Below are 21,615 nucleotides of genomic sequence, written 5' to 3' on the forward strand. Positions count from 1 at the left end.
AACCTTGGGTGGGCGTCGTTAGGGGGCTAATGATAAGCCACCGGAGACGTCGGCGTCTGGTAGACCGTCTTCGCGGGCTGCCCGCGAAGACGTCCTGATAAACGCCAAATTAACCTAGGGTTACTTACCGATAGAAATCTTCGGCGCCCAAGTCAGCCATTCATCTTCAAACTTGTCGAACAGCGGGAACGTTTGTTCAGGCCGCGCCGGGACGCCCATGCGGTCGCCATCCGGTGTGGCAAAGGCGATACCGCCCTGGATCAGCGTCTCCAGCGACTCGGTGCGTATGGTTGCGCCTTTGAACAAGCCGTAGTCAAAACCAAAACCACTGGTGTTCCAGAACCGCGTGCCACTGCGTACCAATGGCGCGTACTTCGGCTCGATCAGGATGTGTACCAACACTCGATCCGCCGTCTGCCCCAATTCATAGCCAGTCACCTTGCCCACCGTGATTTCGCGATAGGTGACGGGCACACCAGTCTTCAGCGAGCCTCGACGAGCAGCGCTCAATACCAGGCTCAAACCGGCCTCTTCCTTGGCGGTTTCCGGAGGATTGGTCAGCGCTACGAAGTCCTTTTGCGGACCGAGATTCTTCGGCGCCGGTTGCACTTCGATGTACTGCCCGGTCACCAGCGTCTCAAGGTTGGACGTCTTGATCAGACCCAATTCAGGTTTGACCACCCAGAACTGACTGCCCACCCGAGCGATACGCTCCGGCACTTCCGTGATTCGCGCAGTCAGCAGCACCGATTGCAGGTCGTCGCTGAGGTCAACGTCTTCGACCTTGCCGACGTCGAGGCCTTTGAACCGGATCGGCGTGCCCGTGCGCAGACCATCGGCGCGATCGACCTTGATGGTCACCACGGCGCCTTTCTGGTTTGCCTCTTCATGACTGGCGAACAGACGGAAACGTGGAATGCGCTTCCGCAACGGCGCTTTGGCTTCGGGGGTTTCGAAAGCAATGCCGCCAGCCATCAGGCTTTGCAACGACTCACTTTTGACCTGGATGCCACCGGTCAGCCCACCTGTCAGCGTAATACCGCTGGCATTCCAGAAGCGCGTCGAGGCGTTGACCAGCCCCTCGTATTCCTTCTCGATGTGCACACCGATCACCAGCTGTTTTTTAGTGCGAGAGAACTGGTAGCTCTGCACCGAACCCACCTTGACCTGCTTGTAGAGAATCGGACTGCCGACTTCCAGTGAGCCGAGGTTTTCGGTGAACAGCACCAGATGCAGGCCCGGCGAACGCAGATCCAGCGGCGGCGCCTTGGCCCGTGCTTCGAACTCGCGCTGCGGTGCGCCCCCCTTGTCGCCAGGGCGCACGGCGATGTAGTTACCTTTGACCAATGCTTCCAGACCGGTGATACCAGCCAGCGAAATCGATGGTTTGACCACCCAGAACTGCGTGCCGGTGACCAGGTAATCCTCAGCCAATGGGTCGAGCGTCAGCTCGGCGGTTGCACTGGAGAGGTCCGGGTCAATCTTGAGCGCCTTCAGATTGCCGACCTGAATGCCTTTGTACATCACCGGTGTACGACCGGCCTGCAGGCCTTCGAAATCGCTGAGTTTGACCTTGACCCGAATACCGGCGGCGGCTGCATCGAAGTCTTCATAGAGGCGGAACGGCAGGCTTGGATCGGTGGGTGGGCTGTCCTTACGGTTTTCCGGTGTAGCAAATGCAATACCACCAGCGACGATGCTGGCGAGGGACTCGCTACGCACTTTCACACCGGACAGGTTGGCATCGATGCTGATGCCGCTGGCATTCCAGAAACGCGTGTGTTTGCGTACCAGGCTGGCGTAGGTCGGTTCGATGAAGACTTTGAGTTCAACGGTGTTCTGGTCCGCGGACAGCAAATAGCTTTTGATCTGACCGACCTGGATCTGCTTGTAGAACACCGGGCTGCCGCGATTCAGCGAACCGAGACGATCAGCCTTGATGGTCAGGTGCAGACCAGGCTTGGCGTCCGACAGCGGCGGCTCTTCGGCCAGGGCCTTGAACTTGCGGGTCGGCTCGCCCTCTCCCGGGCTGACAGCCACATAGTTACCCGAGACCAGCGTCTCCAGGCCCGTGATACCGGCCAGGGTTACGCTCGGCTTGACCAGCCAGAAGCGCGTGCTGGTTCTGAGGTATTGCTCCACGTCCTTATTCATCTCGATGGTGGCGATCACGCCCTTGGCGCTGCCTTCGTCATCGAGTGTGAGGGCTTTCACCTTACCGACCGACATACCTTTGTAAACGACTTCGGTCTTGTTGGCCTGAATACCTTCGCCGCTTTCGAAGCGCACATGGATCTCAATGCCTGTCTCGCTATAGGCACGCCAGGCGAGCCAACCGCCAATGAGCAAGGCGATCAGGGGCAATACCCAAATGGCAGACCAGTTAGAGGCCGGTCGGGTTTTCGCTGTAGGCAAATCAGTCATGGTCGTCGTCCGACTCCGTGTTATCCCAAATCAGTCGGGGATCGAAAGTTACTGCGGCAAGCATCGTCAGAATCACCACACTGGCGAAGGCGATGGCACCAAGATTGGCTTCGACGCTGGCAAGCCGTCCGAAATTCACAACCGCCACCAGGATGGCGATCACAAAAATATCGAGCATCGACCAGCGGCCGATGAACTCGATAAAGCGGTACATCCATATACGTTGGCGTGCGGAGAGTGGCTGGCGGCGCTGCACCGAAAACAGCAGCAACCCGATGCCCACCAGTTTGAACGTAGGAACCAGAATACTGGCGATAAAAACCACAGCCGCGATGGGAATCATGCCGTGCTGAACCAGTTGGATCACTCCGGACATGATGGTGCTCGGATCGCCCTGCCCCAGGGAACTGACGGTCATGATCGGCAGCACATTGGCCGGGATATAAATAATCGCAGCGGTGACTAGCAGCGCCCAGGTACGCATCAGGCTGTTCGGTCGGCGCGCATGAACCAACGCACCACAGCGGGTGCAGACCTGCTCGTCAGTGCCAGCTTCCTGCTTGTTCAACTCGTGGCATTCGGCACAAATCAGAATGCCCGCATCAATCGCCCGCATGGGCATCTTCTCCTGATAATGCCTGCCAGATCTGGTGCGGCGACATCACCACTTCCAGCCAGACCTGGACCAACAACAAACTGATAAAGCACGCCAGACCAAGACCTACGGTAATCGCCGCCATATCGGCCAATTTGACGATCGCGACCAGCACGCCCATGAGGTAAACCTCAAGCATCCCCCAATCCCGAAGATGGTGATAAATGCGGTAGAGCAGCAAACCGTAGCTGCGTCCGATATTGAATCGGATACTCAGCAGCACCACCAATTGGCAGAGCAGCTTGAGCAGCGGAATCCCCATGCTGCAGAGAAATACGACTGCTGCCACGCCCTGCATACCGGTATCGAACAAGCCGACAACACCGCTCCAGACGGTGTCATTCGATGACTGTCCGAGTAGATGGAGCTGCATGATGGGTAAAAAGTTCGCGGGGATATACAGCAACAGGGCGGCAATGACCAAGGCGAGACTGCGCTGCACGACATTGTGCCGATGGGCATACAGCTCATAACCGCAGCGTGGACAAATGGCCTTCTCACCATGGGCGAGTTCAGGCTTGCGCATCAGCAAGTCGCACTCATGACACGCCACCAAACCGTCCAGTGGTAAATCTGACAGCCCAGGGGCGTCAACCGGATCTGGCATAAAGGCTCTGGCTCCAAAAAAGTTGGACCTATTCTAGTGCCCTGACTCGAAAATAACTGTGCAATTTTGTGTTGCCAGCGAAGTAGACTTTTCCTGCGGGCAAAACAAAACCCCTACCTGCATATGCAGATAGGGGTTTCGGAATTTAATCTTGACGATGACCTACTCTCACATGGGGAAACCCCACACTACCATCGGCGATGCATCGTTTCACTTCTGAGTTCGGGATGGGATCAGGTGGTTCCAATGCTCTATGGTCGTCAAGAAATTCGGGTACCGAACCGTCTTTCGACGCTTCAGCAAATTGGGTATGCGATAGTTTGTGCGGCTTTTGTGAATGGTTGCGAACTTTCGGTTCATTGCGTCTTCACACACCGCAATCTGGCGTCCTTTCGGATCAACAAATTGCTTGGGTGTTATATGGTCAAGCCTCACGGGCAATTAGTATTGGTTAGCTCAACGCCTCACAGCGCTTACACACCCAACCTATCAACGTCGTAGTCTTCGACGGCCCTTCAGGGGACTCAAGGTCCCAGTGAGATCTCATCTTGAGGCTAGTTTCCCGCTTAGATGCTTTCAGCGGTTATCTATTCCGAACATAGCTACCCGGCAATGCCACTGGCGTGACAACCGGAACACCAGAGGTTCGTCCACTCCGGTCCTCTCGTACTAGGAGCAGCCCTCTCAAATCTCAAACGTCCACGGCAGATAGGGACCGAACTGTCTCACGACGTTCTAAACCCAGCTCGCGTACCACTTTAAATGGCGAACAGCCATACCCTTGGGACCGGCTTCAGCCCCAGGATGTGATGAGCCGACATCGAGGTGCCAAACACCGCCGTCGATATGAACTCTTGGGCGGTATCAGCCTGTTATCCCCGGAGTACCTTTTATCCGTTGAGCGATGGCCCTTCCATACAGAACCACCGGATCACTAAGACCTACTTTCGTACCTGCTCGACGTGTCTGTCTCGCAGTCAAGCGCGCTTTTGCCTTTATACTCTACGACCGATTTCCGACCGGTCTGAGCGCACCTTCGTACTCCTCCGTTACTCTTTAGGAGGAGACCGCCCAGTCAAACTACCCACCATACACTGTCCTCGATCCGGATAACGGACCTGAGTTAGAACCTCAAAGTTGCCAGGGTGGTATTTCAAGGATGGCTCCACGCGAACTGGCGTCCACGCTTCAAAGCCTCCCACCTATCCTACACAAGCAAATTCAAAGTCCAGTGCCTATAGTATAAGGTTCACGGGGTCTTTCCGTCTAGCCGCGGATACACTGCATCTTCACAGCGATTTCAATTTCACTGAGTCTCGGGTGGAGCACGCGCCGCCATCGTTACGCCATTCGTGCAGGTCGAACTTACCCGACAAGGAATTTCGCTACCTTAGGACCGTTATAGTTACGGCCGCCGTTTACCGGGGCTTCGATCAAGAGCTTCGCGTTAGCTAACCCCATCAATTAACCTTCCGGCACCGGCAGGCGTCACACCCTATACGTCCACTTTCGTGTTTGCAGAGTGCTGTGTTTTTAATAAACAGTCGCAGCGGCCTGGTATCTTCGACCGGCGTGGGCTTACGCAGCAAGTGCTTCACCCTCACCGGCGCACCTTCTCCCGAAGTTACGGTGCCATTTTGCCTAGTTCCTTCACCCGAGTTCTCTCAAGCGCCTTGGTATTCTCTACCCAACCACCTGTGTCGGTTTGGGGTCGGTTCCTGGTTACCTGAAGCTTAGAAGCTTTTCTTGGAAGCATGGCATCAACCACTTCGTGTTCTAAAAGAACACTCGTCATCAGCTCTCGGCCTTAGAATCCCGGATTTACCTAAGATTCCAGCCTACCACCTTAAACTTGGACAACCAACGCCAAGCTGGCCTAGCCTTCTCCGTCCCTCCATCGCAATAACCAGAAGTACAGGAATATTAACCTGTTTTCCATCGACTACGCTTTTCAGCCTCGCCTTAGGGACCGACTAACCCTGCGTCGATTAACGTTGCGCAGGAAACCTTGGTCTTTCGGCGTGGGTGTTTTTCACACCCATTGTCGTTACTCATGTCAGCATTCGCACTTCTGATACCTCCAGCAAGCTTCTCAACTCACCTTCACAGGCTTACAGAACGCTCCTCTACCGCATCACCTAAGTGATACCCGTAGCTTCGGTGTATGGTTTGAGCCCCGTTACATCTTCCGCGCAGGCCGACTCGACTAGTGAGCTATTACGCTTTCTTTAAAGGGTGGCTGCTTCTAAGCCAACCTCCTAGCTGTCTAAGCCTTCCCACATCGTTTCCCACTTAACCATAACTTTGGGACCTTAGCTGACGGTCTGGGTTGTTTCCCTTTTCACGACGGACGTTAGCACCCGCCGTGTGTCTCCCATGCTCGGCACTTGTAGGTATTCGGAGTTTGCATCGGTTTGGTAAGTCGGGATGACCCCCTAGCCGAAACAGTGCTCTACCCCCTACAGTGATACATGAGGCGCTACCTAAATAGCTTTCGAGGAGAACCAGCTATCTCCGAGCTTGATTAGCCTTTCACTCCGATCCACAGGTCATCCGCTAACTTTTCAACGGTAGTCGGTTCGGTCCTCCAGTCAGTGTTACCTAACCTTCAACCTGCCCATGGATAGATCGCCCGGTTTCGGGTCTATTCCCAGCGACTAGACGCCCTATTAAGACTCGCTTTCGCTACGCCTCCCCTATTCGGTTAAGCTCGCCACTGAAAATAAGTCGCTGACCCATTATACAAAAGGTACGCAGTCACCCAACAAAGTGGGCTCCCACTGCTTGTACGCATACGGTTTCAGGATCTATTTCACTCCCCTCTCCGGGGTTCTTTTCGCCTTTCCCTCACGGTACTAGTTCACTATCGGTCAGTCAGTAGTATTTAGCCTTGGAGGATGGTCCCCCCATATTCAGACAAAGTTTCTCGTGCTCCGTCCTACTCGATTTCATGGCCAAGAGATTTTCGCGTACAGGGCTATCACCCACTATGGCCGCACTTTCCAGAGCGTTCCGCTAATCTCAAAGCCACTTAAGGGCTAGTCCCCGTTCGCTCGCCACTACTAAGGGAATCTCGGTTGATTTCTTTTCCTCAGGGTACTTAGATGTTTCAGTTCCCCTGGTTCGCCTCTTGCACCTATGTATTCAGTACAAGATAACCATCTTATGATGGCTGGGTTCCCCCATTCAGACATCTCCGGATCAAAGTCTGTTTGCCGACTCCCCGAAGCTTTTCGCAGGCTACCACGTCTTTCATCGCCTCTGACTGCCAAGGCATCCACCGTATGCGCTTCTTCACTTGACCATATAACCCCAAGCAATCTGGTTATACTGTGAAGACGACATTCGCCGAAAATTCGCATGCTCAATTAAGAGCAACTCACAAATTTTACCTTAGCCTGATCCGTTACCAGTGAAAGTAACGTTCAGTCTATCTTTCTATCACATACCCAAATTTTTAAAGAACGATCTAGCCAAAGACTAGAAATCAACATTCACCATCATCACGATGGAATGCTCATTTCTAAGCTTTCAACAACAGAAGCAGTAGTGGTGGAGCCAAACGGGATCGAACCGTTGACCTCCTGCGTGCAAGGCAGGCGCTCTCCCAGCTGAGCTATGGCCCCGTATTTCTACAGGTATTCCCACACAAAATTGGTGGGTCTGGGCAGATTCGAACTGCCGACCTCACCCTTATCAGGGGTGCGCTCTAACCAACTGAGCTACAGACCCAATTTCGAGCTACTAAGGCCGACCTCACCCTGCTCTTTACCACACAGCATGGGGTGCGCTCTAACCATCACAGCTACAACCTGATACAGGCTGCTTCATATCGTCTTCTCAATGAATCAAGCAATTCGTGTGGGAACTTATGGAGCAGCTGATGTCGTCGATTAAGGAGGTGATCCAGCCGCAGGTTCCCCTACGGCTACCTTGTTACGACTTCACCCCAGTCATGAATCACACCGTGGTAACCGTCCCCCCGAAGGTTAGACTAGCTACTTCTGGTGCAACCCACTCCCATGGTGTGACGGGCGGTGTGTACAAGGCCCGGGAACGTATTCACCGCGACATTCTGATTCGCGATTACTAGCGATTCCGACTTCACGCAGTCGAGTTGCAGACTGCGATCCGGACTACGATCGGTTTTGTGGGATTAGCTCCACCTCGCGGCTTGGCAACCCTCTGTACCGACCATTGTAGCACGTGTGTAGCCCAGGCCGTAAGGGCCATGATGACTTGACGTCATCCCCACCTTCCTCCGGTTTGTCACCGGCAGTCTCCTTAGAGTGCCCACCATTACGTGCTGGTAACTAAGGACAAGGGTTGCGCTCGTTACGGGACTTAACCCAACATCTCACGACACGAGCTGACGACAGCCATGCAGCACCTGTCTCAATGTTCCCGAAGGCACCAATCCATCTCTGGAAAGTTCATTGGATGTCAAGGCCTGGTAAGGTTCTTCGCGTTGCTTCGAATTAAACCACATGCTCCACCGCTTGTGCGGGCCCCCGTCAATTCATTTGAGTTTTAACCTTGCGGCCGTACTCCCCAGGCGGTCAACTTAATGCGTTAGCTGCGCCACTAAGAGCTCAAGGCTCCCAACGGCTAGTTGACATCGTTTACGGCGTGGACTACCAGGGTATCTAATCCTGTTTGCTCCCCACGCTTTCGCACCTCAGTGTCAGTATCAGTCCAGGTGGTCGCCTTCGCCACTGGTGTTCCTTCCTATATCTACGCATTTCACCGCTACACAGGAAATTCCACCACCCTCTACCATACTCTAGCTCGACAGTTTTGAATGCAGTTCCCAGGTTGAGCCCGGGGATTTCACATCCAACTTAACGAACCACCTACGCGCGCTTTACGCCCAGTAATTCCGATTAACGCTTGCACCCTCTGTATTACCGCGGCTGCTGGCACAGAGTTAGCCGGTGCTTATTCTGTCGGTAACGTCAAAACAATTACGTATTAGGTAACTGCCCTTCCTCCCAACTTAAAGTGCTTTACAATCCGAAGACCTTCTTCACACACGCGGCATGGCTGGATCAGGCTTTCGCCCATTGTCCAATATTCCCCACTGCTGCCTCCCGTAGGAGTCTGGACCGTGTCTCAGTTCCAGTGTGACTGATCATCCTCTCAGACCAGTTACGGATCGTCGCCTTGGTGAGCCATTACCTCACCAACTAGCTAATCCGACCTAGGCTCATCTGATAGCGCAAGGCCCGAAGATCCCCTGCTTTCTCCCGTAGGACGTATGCGGTATTAGCGTTCGTTTCCGAACGTTATCCCCCACTACCAGGCAGATTCCTAGGCATTACTCACCCGTCCGCCGCTCGCCACCAGGTACAAGTACCCGTGCTGCCGCTCGACTTGCATGTGTTAGGCCTGCCGCCAGCGTTCAATCTGAGCCATGATCAAACTCTTCAGTTCAAACATCTTTGGGTTTTTAAGAAACCCTAAACTTGGCTCAGCAATCGTTGGTTACATCTTTGATTTCTCGCGGAGTAACTTGCGATGCTGATAATCTTGTTGACTATCAGTCTGACTCCACAAGCACCCACACGAATTGCTTGATTCAGTTGTTAAAGAGCGGCTGGTTAAGAGCTTTCGTCTCAACCGAGGCGCGCATTCTACAGCAGCCTCACTTACTGTCAAGTGATTATTTTCAGAAGTTTTCGAAGGTTTCTTCAACAACTTCAACCACTTGCGCTTCCGATCTCTCGTTAGCGGGAGGCGAATTCTACAGCGTTAGTCGCTGCTGTCAACACCTCTTTTTCTCCGCTTTCGACCGAGAAGATCGAACCGTCAATAAGGCGACAACATCCTGCCTTACCAACTCCTTCTGGCTTCGATGAACTGAAGCGTAACCGCTGCCGAAAACTGCGTAACTCGTTGTTTACCAAGGAGTTTTACGTTTCGACTGCGCCGGAAGTGGGGCGAATTATAGACGTCCAGGATCTGCCGTCAACCTCTAATTACGCCTTTCTTGCAGAAGGTGCCTTTTTAACGATTAAGCGTGGAATTCGGCGGGTTACAGGCGGCAATCTCAATACTAATAACAACGCACCTATAGAAGCATAGATCGCCCACTCCCTCAGATCGGCGCGAACGATCCACAACATATGCAGCAACCCAAGCCCGAGAATCACATAGACCAACCGATGCAATCTTTTCCAGCGAACGCCCAAACGCCGCTGACTGTAACGATTGGAGGTAACCGCCAGCGCCAACAAACCGAGAAACCCCAGCACCCCGACGATAATGTACGGCCGCTTGCGCAACTCGATACCCAGTTGTGACCAATCAAAGCCGAGGATGAACGCCGTATAACCGCTCAAATGCAAAACCACATAGGCGAAACACCACAACCCCAACTGCCGTCGGACAGCTATCCACCCCGACCAACCGGTGAGCTTCTGCAAAGGCGTCATGCTTAACGTAATGAGCAGCAGGACAAGCGTCCCCAACCCTAGACGATCAACCAGCACCTTTCCTGGATCAGGTCCCAGCACATCCGCCCAGGCTTGATACAACCAAAGCAGCGGCCAAATCGCTGCGGCGATAAAGACACCAATACGCCAGAACAGATATCGCATCAGTAATTCTTCCGCAGATCGAGCCCTGCATATAAAGAAGCGACTTCATCCGAGTAGCCGTTGAACATTTGCGTGTCCCGCACATTGGGCTTGAACAGACCGCTCGGCAAACGCCTTTCCCGTGCCTGCGTCCAGCGCGGGTGGTCGACTGCAGGGTTCACGTTCGCATAAAAGCCATACTCATTCGAGGCAATGCTCTGCCAGGTGGTTTTCGGCTGCTCACTGACCAGGCTGATTCGCACGATGGACTTGATGCTCTTGAAGCCGTATTTCCACGGCACCACCAGACGTAGCGGCGCACCGTTCTGATTGGGCAACTCACGTCCATACATGCCTACAGCGAGAATCGCCAACGGATTCATCGCCTCATCCAGACGCAGCCCTTCTACATATGGCCAGTCGATCAAGGCGAAGCCAGAACGCTGCCCGGGCATAGTCTTGGGATCTTGCAGGGTTTCAAAGCGAATGAATTTGGCCTTGGACGTCGGTTCTACTTCCTTCAGCAAAGCCGAAATTGGAAAACCTATCCACGGAATGACCATCGACCAAGCCTCCACACAGCGAAGACGATAAATACGCTCTTCCAGCTGATAAGGCTTCATGAAGTCTTCCAGCGCATACCGCCCCGGCTTACCCACCTCCCCGTCTACCACCACGCTCCACGGTTCGGTTTTTAGCGCACCGGCGTTGGCCGCAGGATCGCCTTTGTCGGTACCGAACTCATAGAAGTTGTTGTAGTGGGTCGCATCCTTGAAAGGCGTGATTGCTTCATCCTTGACGTTGACCGCCCCCCATTTAGTGGAAGGCAGTTTTTCGGCAAACCAGGACGGCGCCTTGCCAGGCTCGACATCGGCATAACGCGCAGCATCGTCGGCACTCGCCCAGCGCGGCAACGTACTCACAGCCAAACCGGCAACGGCCGCGCCTAATACATTGCGACGAGAAAGGTAGAGAGATTCAGGCGTGACGTCTGACTCATGACAGTCAGACGCTTTGGGGACTTTGATCAGCATGGCAACTCCGCAGCATTGGAGGACAGATGCACCCATAGACTGCGGAGTATGAGGGAAATTACATCACTCGGCTTTGTTGTGCCGACGAAGACGCAGCAGGTACTGCACCGGCCCGGAAGCCGCATAGGCAAGGAAAACCAGCAGCAGGATGCGCGGCGGATCACTGAATACAACGGCAAATACCAGCACCACTGCCAGGATCGCGACAAAGGGAACGCGCCCCTTCAAGTCCAGCTCCTTGAAGCTGTTGTACTTGATGTTACTGACCATCAGCATGCCTGCGGCGGCAACCATCAGTGCAACCAGGAACGACATTTTGGAACCCTGAATGCCGTAATCGCTGAACGCCCAGACAATTCCCGCGACCACACCGGCCGCGGCCGGGCTGGCCAGACCGATGAAGTAGCGCTTGTCGGCGGTGCCGACCTGCGTGTTGAAGCGTGCCAGGCGCAACGCCGCACCCGCCACATAGATGAAGGCGACCATCCAGCCGACTTTGCCCATATCGCCCAAGGCCCAGCCGAATGCCAGCAAAGCCGGCGCGACGCCAAAGGCAACCATGTCCGACAGCGAGTCGTACTCCGCACCGAAGGCGCTTTGGGTGTTGGTCATGCGAGCGACGCGACCGTCGAGGCCGTCGAGCACCATGGCAACGAAAATCGCGATCGCGGCAAACGCAAAATACTTGCTCGCGCCGATTGCATCACCGGCACTCAAGGCGCTCTGGGCGCTCATCGAGTTGATGATGGAATAGAACCCTGCGAACAGGTTCGCAGTGGTGAACAGATTCGGCAGAAGATAGATACCACGATGCCGGACTTTACGGCCTTCAGCGTCATGCCCTTCTTCGATGTGCTCATCGATGGGCAGAAGGCTTTCGGCGTCAGAAGCCTGCTTTGGCTCTTCGGGACGTTCGCTCATGGACATTACCTTGTAACGGGGTGGAAAGTTTCGACAGGTGTCTGGGACGACGGTTCGACCGCAAACGATGCAGCTTTATACCAGAACCGGCGGATCCAAACGAAAAAACGCGGCCTAGGCCGCGTTTTCCGTACAAGCTCGTGACTTAGTTCTTGGCTTTGTCGACGATCTTGTTGGCACCGATCCACGGCATCATGGAGCGCAGTTGCTCACCGATGATTTCGATACCGTGAGCGGCGTTGTTACGACGCTTGGCGGTCATCGAAGGATAGCCGGTGGCGCCTTCGCTGATGAACATCTTGGCGTATTCGCCGTCCTGAATACGTTTCAGGGCGTTGCGCATGGCCTGACGGGATTCGGCGTTGATTACTTCCGGACCTGTCACATACTCGCCGTACTCAGCGTTGTTGGAGATCGAGTAGTTCATGTTGGCGATACCGCCTTCGTACATGAGGTCAACGATCAGCTTCAGTTCGTGCAGGCATTCGAAGTAGGCCATTTCCGGCGCGTAGCCAGCTTCAACCAGGGTTTCGAAACCGGCTTTTACCAGCTCAACGGTACCGCCGCACAGAACGGCTTGTTCGCCGAACAGGTCGGTTTCGGTCTCGTCCTTGAAGGTGGTTTCGATGATGCCGGTACGACCGCCACCAACGCCGGCAGCGTAGGACAGTGCAACGTTTTTGGCGTTGCCCGAAGCATCCTGGTAGATAGCGATCAGGTCAGGGATACCGCCACCCTTGACGAACTCGGAACGCACGGTGTGGCCCGGAGCTTTCGGCGCGATCATGATCACGTCGAGGTCAGCGCGCGGCACAACCTGGTTGTAGTGGATCGCGAAGCCGTGGGAGAAGGCCAGGGTGGCGCCTTTCTTGATGTTCGGCTCGATTTCGTTCTTGTACAGGGAGGACTGGAACTCGTCCGGGGTCAGGATCATGACCAGGTCGGCAGCCGCTACGGCGGAAGCAACGTCAGTCACTTTCAGGCCGTGGGCTTCGGCTTTGGCAACAGTGGCCGAGCCTTTACGCAGGCCAACGGTAACGTCAACGCCGGAGTCTTTCAGGTTGCACGCTTGAGCGTGACCCTGGGAGCCGTAACCGATGATGGCGACTTTTTTGCCCTGGATGATCGACAGGTCGCAGTCTTTATCGTAGAAAACTTTCATGAATTTCCCCTTTATATCTGGCCCTTCAGGCCATTCGCTAATTTGGTTTAGATGCTCAGTACTTTGTCGCCGCGGGCAATCCCGGTGACGCCACTGCGTACGGTTTCCAGAATCGAGGCAGTGCCGATTGATTGAATGAAGCTGTCGAGCTTGTCGCTGGTACCGGTCAATTGAACGGTATACACGCTGGCGCTGACATCAACGATCTGCCCACGATAAATATCGGTGGTGCGCTTGATCTCGGCGCGCTGGGCGCCGGTAGCCTTGACCTTGACCAGCATCAGTTCGCGCTCGATGTGAGCACTCTCCGACAAGTCGACCAGTTTGACCACTTCAATCAGCTTGTTCAGGTTCTTGGTGATCTGCTCGATGATTTCATCATGGCCGACAGTGGTCAGCGTCAGACGCGACAAAGTCGGGTCTTCGGTTGGCGCCACGGTCAGGCTTTCGATGTTGTAGTTGCGCTGCGAAAACAGGCCGACTACACGAGACAGAGCGCCCGGTTCGTTTTCCAGAAGCAGGGAAATAATGTGCCGCATGATTAAGTACGCTCCGTCTTGCTCAACCACATATCACGCATGGAGCCGTCTTTGATCTGCATCGGGTAGACGTGCTCGCTGGTGTCAACCGAGATGTCGATAACCACCAGGCGATCTTTCATGGCGAACGCCTCCTCCATCTTCGACTTCAAATCTTTCGAGTCGGTGATGCGCACGCCAACGTGACCATAGGCCTCTGCCAGTTTGACGAAGTCAGGCAGCGATTCCATGTAGGAGTGCGAGTGACGGCTGCCATAACTCATGTCCTGCCACTGGCGAACCATACCCAGCACGCCATTGTTCAGGATGACGATTTTTACCGGCAAACCGTATTGCAGGCAGGTCGACAGTTCCTGAATGTTCATCTGGATGCTGCCCTCGCCTGTTACGCAGGCGACATCGTCATCCGGGAAGCTCAGCTTGATGCCCATGGCCGCCGGAAAACCGAAGCCCATGGTGCCCAGGCCACCGGAGTTGATCCAACGGTTCGGCTTGTTGAACTTGTAGTACTGCGCCGCGAACATCTGATGCTGACCCACGTCGGAGGTCACAAAGGCGTCGCCCTTGGTCACTTCGCACAGGGTTTCGATCACGGTCTGCGGCTTGATCACGCTGCCGTCGCCCTTGTCGTAAGGGAACAGACCGCGGTCACCGCGCCACTCATCAACTTGCTTCCACCAGCTGGCAACGGACTCCTTGTTCGGGGTCTCGCCGATTTCCTTGAGGATCGCGACCATTTCGGTCAGGACGCTCTCGACCGGCCCAACAATAGGCACGTCTGCCTTGATGGTCTTGGAAATCGAAGCCGGGTCGATGTCGATGTGAATGATCTTGGCATTCGGGCAGAACTTGGCCGGGCCGTTGATCACGCGGTCATCGAAACGCGCGCCGACTGCAAGGATCACATCGGCATGGTGCATCGCCAGGTTGGCGGTGTAGCTGCCGTGCATGCCGAGCATGCCGATGAACTGACGGTCGGTGCCAGGGTAGGCACCCAGGCCCATCAGGGTATTGGTCACTGGCAGGTTGAGCATCTTCGCCAGCTCGGTCAGCGGCGCAGAGCCACCACCGAGGATCACGCCGCCGCCCGAATACAACACAGGGCGCTTGGCCGCCAGAAGCATTTCGGCTGCCTTGCGGATTTGCCCGGAGTGACCGCGAACGGCCGGGCTGTAGGAACGCAGCTTGGCTTTTTTCGGGAAGATGTATTCGAACTTTTCGGCCGGGTTGGTCATGTCTTTCGGGATATCGACAACGACCGGACCAGGACGACCGGATTGCGCCAGGTAGAACGCCTTCTTCATGACTTCCGGGATTTCCGAGGCGTGCTTGATCATGAAGCTGTGCTTCACGATCGGCCGGGAGATACCGATCATGTCGGTTTCCTGGAACGCATCGGTGCCTACCATGGTGCTAGGCACCTGGCCGGAAATGACCACCATCGGAATGGAGTCCATGTAGGCCGTGGCAATACCGGTGATGGCATTGGTTGCGCCCGGGCCGGACGTCACCAGTACCACGCCGGCTTTACCGGTGGCACGGGCATAGCCGTCAGCCATATGGGTCGCAGCCTGCTCGTGACGAACCAGGATGTGGGTCACTTCCGGTTCTTTGAACAGGGCATCATAGACATGAAGAAGAGCACCACCCGGGTACCCGTAGATATATTTGACGCCTTCGTCACGCAAAAAGCGGACGAGCATCTCACCGCCAGATAAAAGCTCCACGTTGTTCACCTCTAAAACGCCAGAATACCGCCCACATACAAGAGGACGGGTCTTAATAGGTTTACTTCTCGGCAGAGCATGAGCGACGGTGGTCGCCGACTACGTCAGCACTGACTGAGCAAGTATTGGGATCGTCCCAAGTGTTGCGGGCCTTTCCCACCCAGCGCGAGGTAACGCGTTGCGGGTGTAACAGGTCGGCGCGGATGTGCGCCTCATGATCTGCCGAGTGGGTCTGCTTCTGGCAGTCCCTCTACAGCGGACTTTGGATTCTTCTGTTTCGCCCATCGCAAGTCAAGCCGTCAATGTGCTTTATTGAACTAAGCGCATGAGAACGCAAGAAAAAACCTTTAAACCGCAACTGTGTTAGCTTCAATTGCGCACCCCCGATAAGGAAATGGCATGCGAACGCTCATCTTCACCACCAGCTTGCTGATCAGCCTGAGCCCTTTGTGCATGGCGGGTCAGATCTATAAATGGGTCGATGCCCAGGGCGTCACCCATTTCGATGCGCAGCCGCCCCAGGGCCGGGAGGCCACCGTTATGGTCACGCCCTCCCCGCCCGTCGGCAAACCGGGCGTGCCACCGCGCGGCAACGTCATCGGCGATCAAAAGGCCATCGATCACAAAGTGAAAAAGCAGGTCGCCGAGCAGCAGGCCCAGCTAAAAGTGTTCTGCGAACAGGCTCGGACGAACCTGGCTCAACTGCAGAACAATCCGCGATTGCGGGAGGAAGTCGACGGTGAGACGCGCCGCCTGACCGACCAACAACGTCAGGAGCGCCTCACCGAAGCACAGAAACAGATTGCGAAAAACTGCATGTAGGAGCTGTCGAGGGTTCGGGATCAGCGGGAAACGGTGATCAACGCGTCGAACTCTTTGAGCAAGGCCTGAAGCTGCCGATCCTTGCCTTGGACATTGCGGGAGGCGAAGACCATTTCGGCCATCTCCTGAATGCCCGATGCGTTGGGCAAGGGCAGATCCTGCTCCAGGATCGACTTCATCCTTGGCAAGAAGATCCATTGCAGCCATTGCTCGAAATCAAGCGTATCCACCGAAAACGGTTCAACGCTGGAAAGCGCCTCAGCGGACGGCGGTACTTCATCCCACCAGCCCTGAACGCGCAGCTCGCGCTCGATCAACAGCAACTGTTCGGCAATCTTCGGAAAGCGAGTATCCATCACAGCGAAACCTTGGCCTTCTGACGAGCCAATGCTGCACCGGCCGGATCACCCTGTTTCTCACGGGCCTGGGCGATCAATTCCCACAGGCTGGCCTGAAGGTCCGGACGCCCATTGGCGAACGTCAGACCACGACGGGCAAACTGCTCGGCCTGCGCCGCATCACCTTGAGCCATACGCACCTGGGCCAGGCGATAAAGCACTTGCGGCTCGCGCGGCGCAACACGCTGGGCACGCTCGAGACTGGAAGATGCACCATTAAGGTCGCCACTGGCCTGTTGCTGCTGGGCGGTGGTCAACAATGCCAGGACCGGACCGTCCAGTTGTTCATCGGCGGACAGTCCGCCGGAGTTCGCCGAAGGAATCCCGCTGGGCGTCGACGGCATGCTGTAGCTACCCTGATTGATCGGCGCCGACTGAACCGGCGAGGTATCAATCGGCCCCGGAGTAATCGGACCCGGGGTAATCGGCGAAGTGCTGATCGGTGCCGAAGAGACGGCACCACCACCCGGGACCATCACCACGACCCCGGTGTCACCTTGCGGGATCGCCTGAGTCTGAGCTTGTACTGGACGTTTCACCGTCGACTGACGGAAACCGCCATTCGCCGAAATCCGCTCGCTGTTGGAGACGGCAGTGCCGGCGTCCACAATCGGGATCGAACCACGCTGTACAGTGGAGCAGCCGCTGAGCAAAGCCACGGCAGTCACCGCTGGAATCAACCACTTGTTCACTTCAAATCCTCTTTGCTTAATTCATCCAGCCCTTGACCCAATCCATCACCGATTCAGCAGGGCTTTCGCCACCGCAAGCAGCACCGGGAGGCGGTTCGCTGCCGCGAATATACGGCATCTGCACCGCGCCTGGGCAGCTGGCTTCGGAACCTTGACCGGTGCGCGAATCGACCCAGGCCTGAACAATGTTGTCCGGTTGCGGCATGTCCAGCGGCAGCGGATCGGCCTTGCGCATGAAGCTGGTCCAGACCTGCAACGCGCCGGTGGCACCGGTGAACGGTGTCTTGCCATTATCATCGCGCCCCAGCCAGACCACGGCCAGCAGATCCTGACTGAAACCGGCGAACCAGCTGTCCCGCGAATCGTTACTGGTACCGGTCTTACCGGCCAGGGTCAGGGTTTTCGGCAACACGTTATAAACCGAACTGCCGGTACCTTCGCGCATGACGCGCTGCATGGCGTTCTGGATCAGGTAAATGGAGGCCGGATCAAATTGCTGCTGAATCTGGAACGGATAACGCTTGAGCGGCTCGCCCTCGGCAGTCAGTACGCTGCGAATCCCGCGCATTGGCGTATTGAACCCGCCATTGGCCAGCGTCTGGTACATGGTCGCCACTTCGATCGGGGTCATACCGCCGGCACCGAGCAACATCGATGGGAACGCCGGGAATTCGCGGCTTACGCCCAGGCGTGCCAGGGTCTTCAAGACATTCGGCACGCCCACCGCCAACCCGAGACGCGCGGTCGACAGGTTGTAGGAATGCGCCAACCCTTGGTACAGGAACACCGTGCCGTGGGAACGGCGATCATAGTTCTGTGGTTTCCAGATCTGACCGTCCGCGCCTTTGACCGAGAAGTAGTCGTCCGATAGCCAACTGGTCAGCGTGTACTGGCTCGGCTTTTCAAGAGCGGTCAGATAAACCGCCGGCTTGATCAAAGAGCCGATCGGTCGCACCGCGTCCAACGCACGGTTAAAACCGGCAAAACTCGCCTGACGGCTGCCGATCATGGCCTGGACCTCACCGGTTTCCGGGTTGGTCACGACCATCGCCGCTTCCACGTCATCGGAACCCTTGCGCCCGGCCAGGCGCTTGAACGTGTCGTTGACCGAAGCTTCGGCTTTCATCTGCAGGATCGGGTCGAAACTGGTAAAAATTCGCAGCCCTTCTTCGGTCAAGTCTTCGTCGCGGTAGTCTTCGCGCAACTGACGTTTAACCAGATCCAGGAAGCCCGGGAACGAGCTGTCGGCCAACTTGCCGCGAGTGGTCACACCCAGTGGCATTTTCTTCGCCGCCTCAACCTGTTCGGCGCTGGCAACGCCTTGCTCCTTCAGAACATCGAGCACCAGATTGCGCCGCTCCAGCGCCCGCTCAGGGTTGCGACGCGGGTTGTAATAGGACGGTCCCTTGACCATGCCCACCAACAAAGCGACTTGATGCAGTTTCAGCTCGGACAATGGCTGCCCGAAGAAAAACTGGCTGGCCAGACCGAAGCCGTGCACCGCGCGCTGACCATCCTGGCCGACGAATACTTCATTGAGGTAAGCCTCAAGAATTTCGCTCTTGTCGTAATGCAGCTCAAGCAACATCGCCATCATGGCTTCGGTGAGCTTACGGGTCAGGCTGCGTTCACTGGTGAGGTAGAAGTTCTTGACCAACTGTTGCGTCAGCGTACTACCGCCCTGGGTCATCTTGCCGCCCGAGGTGTTGACGTAGATAGCTCGGGCAATCGACTTCGGCGACACGCCCCAGTGGCTGTAGAAATCCCGGTCTTCTACGGCAACCAGGGTTTCGAGCAGATACGGCGGAACCTGATCGATCTTGATCAGGATGCGGTCTTCAAGGTTTTTCGGGTAAATCCCGCCGATCAGCAGCGGCTCCAGTCGCACCACGGAAAGCTTCGAACCGTTGGTCGCCGAGAGCTCGGCCACGTAATCGCCGGAGAACCGCACGCGCACGGGCTGCGCCTGCTCCATGCCTTCATAGAACTGGAAGCCTCGGGTATTCAAGTCGACGGTATTACCATTGACCGCTGCCGCGCCGGGGCCGTTGCTGACCGCTTCACGCCGGTAGCCCAAGGCATCGAGCTCGGTGAGGAAGTCGTCCTTGCTGAGCTTTTGTCCGACGAACAGCTCGAGCGGGCGCGCGTACACCTTGGCCGGGATGGTCCAGCGCTTGCCGGAGAACTTCTCCTGAACCACGGCGTCGAGGTAAACCGCGAACCCGGCGAGCACCACAAGGCCGACCAGGCTGAGTTTAAGGGCCCAACCCAGCCAGGGGCGCATGCCCTTGGAAGGTGGTTTTTTAGGGGTGCGGGGGGATCGAGTTCGAGTCATGGCGGCGGATTATACGCACTTTATTCATCCTCAACAGGAGCCCTCTGAGGTTTGCGTCGGACGGACTTGCAGCCATAATGACGGCCTTGAATTTTCCCCAGACTCTGAAGGATCACCTGTGAGCCAGTCCCTGATCGCTGCCCTGCAAAACCCGGCCCTCTACCCGCATCCCGTAGAAGGGTTCCAGGTCATCGAGACCCATATTTCCTGGGTGATACTCACCGGTCCCTATGCTTATAAAGTGAAGAAGCCGGTGAATTTCGGCTTCCTCGATTTCACCAGTCTCGAAGCTCGCAAGCATTTCTGCGGCGAAGAGCTGCGCCTGAACCAGCGTCTGACCCATGACTTGTATCTTGAAGTGCTGCCGATCACCGGCAGCGCCGAGGCCCCACAACTGGGCGGCGATGGTCCGGTTGTCGAATACGCCCTGAAAATGCGTCAGTTCCCGCAAAGCCAATTGCTCAGCACCCTGCAAGCCAACGGCGAATTGACCACCGCGCACATTGACGAGATGGCCGCACAGATCGCTCAATTCCACCTCAGTGCGCCGAAAGTGCCTGCCGAACACGAAGCCGGCACGCCGGACAGCGTCATGGCGCCGGTACGGCAGAACTTCGAACAGATCCTTCCGTTCCTCAGCGACAAGGCCGATCTGTTGCAACTCGAGGCACTGCAAGCCTGGGCCGAAAGCAGCTTCGAGCGCCTCAAGCCACTGTTCGCCCAGCGCAAGGCCGACGGCTTCATTCGTGAATGCCATGGTGACATTCACCTGGGCAACGCTACCGTGATCGACGGCAAAGTGGTGATCTTCGACTGCATCGAGTTCAACGAACCGTTCCGCTTCACCGACGTTTACGCCGATACCGGTTTCCTGGCAATGGACCTGGAAGACCGTGGCCTGAAGAGCCTGGCGCGCCGTTTCATCAGCCAGTACCTGGAGCTGACCGGCGACTATCAGGGCCTTGAGCTGCTGAACTTCTATAAAGCCTACCGCGCCCTGGTTCGCGCCAAGGTCAGCCTGTTCAGCATGCCGGCCGAAGCCGATCCGGTACAGCGCGCCACCACTCTGCGTCAGTACCGCAACTACGCCAACCTGGCGGAAAGCTACAGCACCATTCCTTCGCGTTTCCTGGCGATTACCCACGGCGTTTCCGCCGTCGGCAAAAGCCATGTGGCCATGCGCCTTGTGGAAGCATTGGGCGCCATTCGCCTGCGTTCGGATGTCGAGCGCAAGCGTATGTTCGGCGAGCAGACCGTACCAAACGAGCTGCAAGCCGGCATCTATAGCGCCGACGCCAGCGTCGCCACCTATGCCCGCCTGCATGAGGTTGCCAATGTAATTCTGCGTGCCGGCTTCCCGGTGGTGATCGATGCCACTTATCTCAAGCGCGACCAACGGGATGGCGCGGAAAAAATCGCCGAGGCCACCGGCGCGCCGTTCCTGATCCTCGATTGCGACGCACCGCAAGCGGTGATCGAGAGCTGGTTGAAGCAACGCCAGGCGGACAACAACGATCCGTCCGACGCCAACCTGGCTGTTATCGCCGCCCAACAAGCCAGCCGCGAGGCCCTGACGCCAGCAGAAATCCTCTGCAGCAAACGCGTCCAGACCAATGAAAGTGGCACCCTCGACACCGTCGTTGCGCAAATTCGCCAACGCTTGCCTGGTCTGTAAGAAACAATTTCAGCCGTGAAGCCCTCGCCGGCTTCACGGCTGTCAA

The 21,615-nt window shown here is 56.2% G+C and carries 14 protein-coding genes, 2 tRNA genes and 3 rRNA genes; 2 read left to right on the forward strand and 17 right to left on the reverse strand.

Annotated elements, in window-relative coordinates:
- Positions 1-120: 120 nt before the first annotated feature.
- From PSH69_RS25275 to PSH69_RS25340, 14 genes are all read right to left on the reverse strand, one after another.
- Positions 121-2,424 (reverse strand): intermembrane transport protein PqiB, encoded by a 2,304-nt coding sequence (locus tag PSH69_RS25275; protein ID WP_028940287.1) that lies wholly within the window; start codon positions 2,422-2,424, stop codon positions 121-123.
- Complete coding sequence (locus tag PSH69_RS25280) at positions 2,417-3,040, reverse strand: paraquat-inducible protein A (protein WP_007941211.1); 624 nt, start codon at positions 3,038-3,040, stop codon at positions 2,417-2,419. Before PSH69_RS25280 ends, PSH69_RS25275 begins: the two co-directional genes overlap by 8 nt.
- On the reverse strand, positions 3,027-3,686 hold the full coding sequence (locus tag PSH69_RS25285; RefSeq protein WP_018927224.1) for a paraquat-inducible protein A: 660 nt from the start codon (positions 3,684-3,686) through the stop codon (positions 3,027-3,029). Before PSH69_RS25285 ends, PSH69_RS25280 begins: the two co-directional genes overlap by 14 nt.
- A gap of 149 nt (positions 3,687-3,835) precedes the next feature.
- Positions 3,836-3,951, reverse strand: a 5S ribosomal RNA gene (gene rrf, locus PSH69_RS25290).
- A gap of 155 nt (positions 3,952-4,106) precedes the next feature.
- Positions 4,107-6,990 (reverse strand): 23S ribosomal RNA (locus tag PSH69_RS25295).
- Between the two features lie 246 nt (positions 6,991-7,236).
- A tRNA-Ala gene (locus PSH69_RS25300) sits at positions 7,237-7,312 on the reverse strand.
- A 29-nt stretch (positions 7,313-7,341) separates the two neighbouring features.
- Positions 7,342-7,418 (reverse strand) — tRNA-Ile (locus PSH69_RS25305).
- Between the two features lie 162 nt (positions 7,419-7,580).
- A 16S ribosomal RNA gene (locus PSH69_RS25310) occupies positions 7,581-9,119 on the reverse strand.
- Together the 16S, 23S and 5S rRNA genes with 2 tRNA genes alongside form the textbook arrangement of a ribosomal RNA operon.
- Positions 9,120-9,664: 545 nt before the next feature.
- Complete coding sequence (msrQ, locus tag PSH69_RS25315) at positions 9,665-10,285, reverse strand: protein-methionine-sulfoxide reductase heme-binding subunit MsrQ (RefSeq protein WP_019651010.1); 621 nt, start codon at positions 10,283-10,285, stop codon at positions 9,665-9,667.
- Entirely contained in the window at positions 10,285-11,298 is a 1,014-nt protein-coding gene (gene msrP, locus PSH69_RS25320; RefSeq protein WP_138866311.1) for a protein-methionine-sulfoxide reductase catalytic subunit MsrP, read from the reverse strand. The genes msrQ and msrP overlap by 1 nt, the downstream gene beginning before the upstream one ends.
- A 63-nt stretch (positions 11,299-11,361) precedes the next feature.
- Entirely contained in the window at positions 11,362-12,219 is an 858-nt protein-coding gene (gene pssA, locus PSH69_RS25325; RefSeq protein WP_305410154.1) for a CDP-diacylglycerol--serine O-phosphatidyltransferase, read from the reverse strand.
- A gap of 145 nt (positions 12,220-12,364) precedes the next feature.
- Positions 12,365-13,381 carry a ketol-acid reductoisomerase gene (gene ilvC / locus PSH69_RS25330; RefSeq protein ID WP_003228216.1) on the reverse strand — a complete coding sequence of 339 codons (1,017 nt, stop codon included), beginning with the start codon at positions 13,379-13,381 and terminating at the stop codon, positions 12,365-12,367.
- Between the two features lie 47 nt (positions 13,382-13,428).
- Positions 13,429-13,920 carry an acetolactate synthase small subunit gene (gene ilvN / locus PSH69_RS25335; RefSeq protein WP_003205610.1) on the reverse strand — a complete coding sequence of 164 codons (492 nt, stop codon included), beginning with the start codon at positions 13,918-13,920 and terminating at the stop codon, positions 13,429-13,431.
- A gap of 2 nt (positions 13,921-13,922) precedes the next feature.
- Complete coding sequence (locus PSH69_RS25340; protein WP_026286735.1) at positions 13,923-15,647, reverse strand: acetolactate synthase 3 large subunit; 1,725 nt, start codon at positions 15,645-15,647, stop codon at positions 13,923-13,925.
- Between the two features lie 399 nt (positions 15,648-16,046).
- On the opposite strand from PSH69_RS25340, the gene PSH69_RS25345 reads away from it, so the two are divergent.
- Entirely contained in the window at positions 16,047-16,469 is a 423-nt protein-coding gene (locus PSH69_RS25345; RefSeq protein ID WP_305410155.1) for a DUF4124 domain-containing protein, read from the forward strand.
- Between the two features lie 20 nt (positions 16,470-16,489).
- On the opposite strand, the gene PSH69_RS25350 is transcribed toward PSH69_RS25345, so the two are convergent.
- From PSH69_RS25350 to mrcB, 3 genes are read right to left on the reverse strand one after another with little or no spacing between them, the layout of a single operon-like run.
- Positions 16,490-16,825, reverse strand: coding sequence for a YqcC family protein (locus PSH69_RS25350; protein ID WP_019582849.1), 336 nt, complete (start codon positions 16,823-16,825; stop codon positions 16,490-16,492).
- On the reverse strand, positions 16,825-17,559 hold the full coding sequence (locus PSH69_RS25355) for a M48 family metallopeptidase (protein WP_305410156.1): 735 nt from the start codon (positions 17,557-17,559) through the stop codon (positions 16,825-16,827). Before PSH69_RS25355 ends, PSH69_RS25350 begins: the two co-directional genes overlap by 1 nt.
- Before the next feature lie 16 nt (positions 17,560-17,575).
- Entirely contained in the window at positions 17,576-19,894 is a 2,319-nt protein-coding gene (gene mrcB, locus PSH69_RS25360; RefSeq protein WP_305410157.1) for a penicillin-binding protein 1B, read from the reverse strand.
- A 118-nt stretch (positions 19,895-20,012) separates the two neighbouring features.
- On the opposite strand from mrcB, the gene PSH69_RS25365 reads away from it, so the two are divergent.
- Positions 20,013-21,569: a bifunctional aminoglycoside phosphotransferase/ATP-binding protein gene (locus PSH69_RS25365; protein WP_305410158.1), complete on the forward strand. Its 1,557-nt coding sequence runs from the start codon at positions 20,013-20,015 to the stop codon at positions 21,567-21,569.
- Positions 21,570-21,615 lie beyond the last annotated feature (46 nt).

The sequence above is a fragment of the Pseudomonas sp. FP1740 genome (genome assembly GCF_030687165.1).
Taxonomy (GTDB): domain Bacteria; phylum Pseudomonadota; class Gammaproteobacteria; order Pseudomonadales; family Pseudomonadaceae; genus Aquipseudomonas.

Excerpts from the sequence above, each read along its gene's own strand:
- PSH69_RS25275 (WP_028940287.1), bottom strand. The coding sequence starts at position 2,424 with ATGACTGATTTGCCTACAGCGAAAACCCGACCGGCCTCTAACTGGTCT.
- PSH69_RS25280 (WP_007941211.1), bottom strand. The coding sequence starts at position 3,040 with ATGCGGGCGATTGATGCGGGCATTCTGATTTGTGCCGAATGCCACGAG.
- PSH69_RS25285 (WP_018927224.1), bottom strand. The coding sequence starts at position 3,686 with ATGCCAGATCCGGTTGACGCCCCTGGGCTGTCAGATTTACCACTGGAC.
- msrQ (WP_019651010.1), bottom strand. The coding sequence starts at position 10,285 with ATGCGATATCTGTTCTGGCGTATTGGTGTCTTTATCGCCGCAGCGATT.
- msrP (WP_138866311.1), bottom strand. The coding sequence starts at position 11,298 with ATGCTGATCAAAGTCCCCAAAGCGTCTGACTGTCATGAGTCAGACGTC.
- pssA (WP_305410154.1), bottom strand. The coding sequence starts at position 12,219 with ATGAGCGAACGTCCCGAAGAGCCAAAGCAGGCTTCTGACGCCGAAAGC.
- ilvC (WP_003228216.1), bottom strand. The coding sequence starts at position 13,381 with ATGAAAGTTTTCTACGATAAAGACTGCGACCTGTCGATCATCCAGGGC.
- ilvN (WP_003205610.1), bottom strand. The coding sequence starts at position 13,920 with ATGCGGCACATTATTTCCCTGCTTCTGGAAAACGAACCGGGCGCTCTG.
- PSH69_RS25345 (WP_305410155.1), top strand. The coding sequence starts at position 16,047 with ATGCGAACGCTCATCTTCACCACCAGCTTGCTGATCAGCCTGAGCCCT.
- PSH69_RS25350 (WP_019582849.1), bottom strand. The coding sequence starts at position 16,825 with ATGGATACTCGCTTTCCGAAGATTGCCGAACAGTTGCTGTTGATCGAG.
- mrcB (WP_305410157.1), bottom strand. The coding sequence starts at position 19,894 with ATGACTCGAACTCGATCCCCCCGCACCCCTAAAAAACCACCTTCCAAG.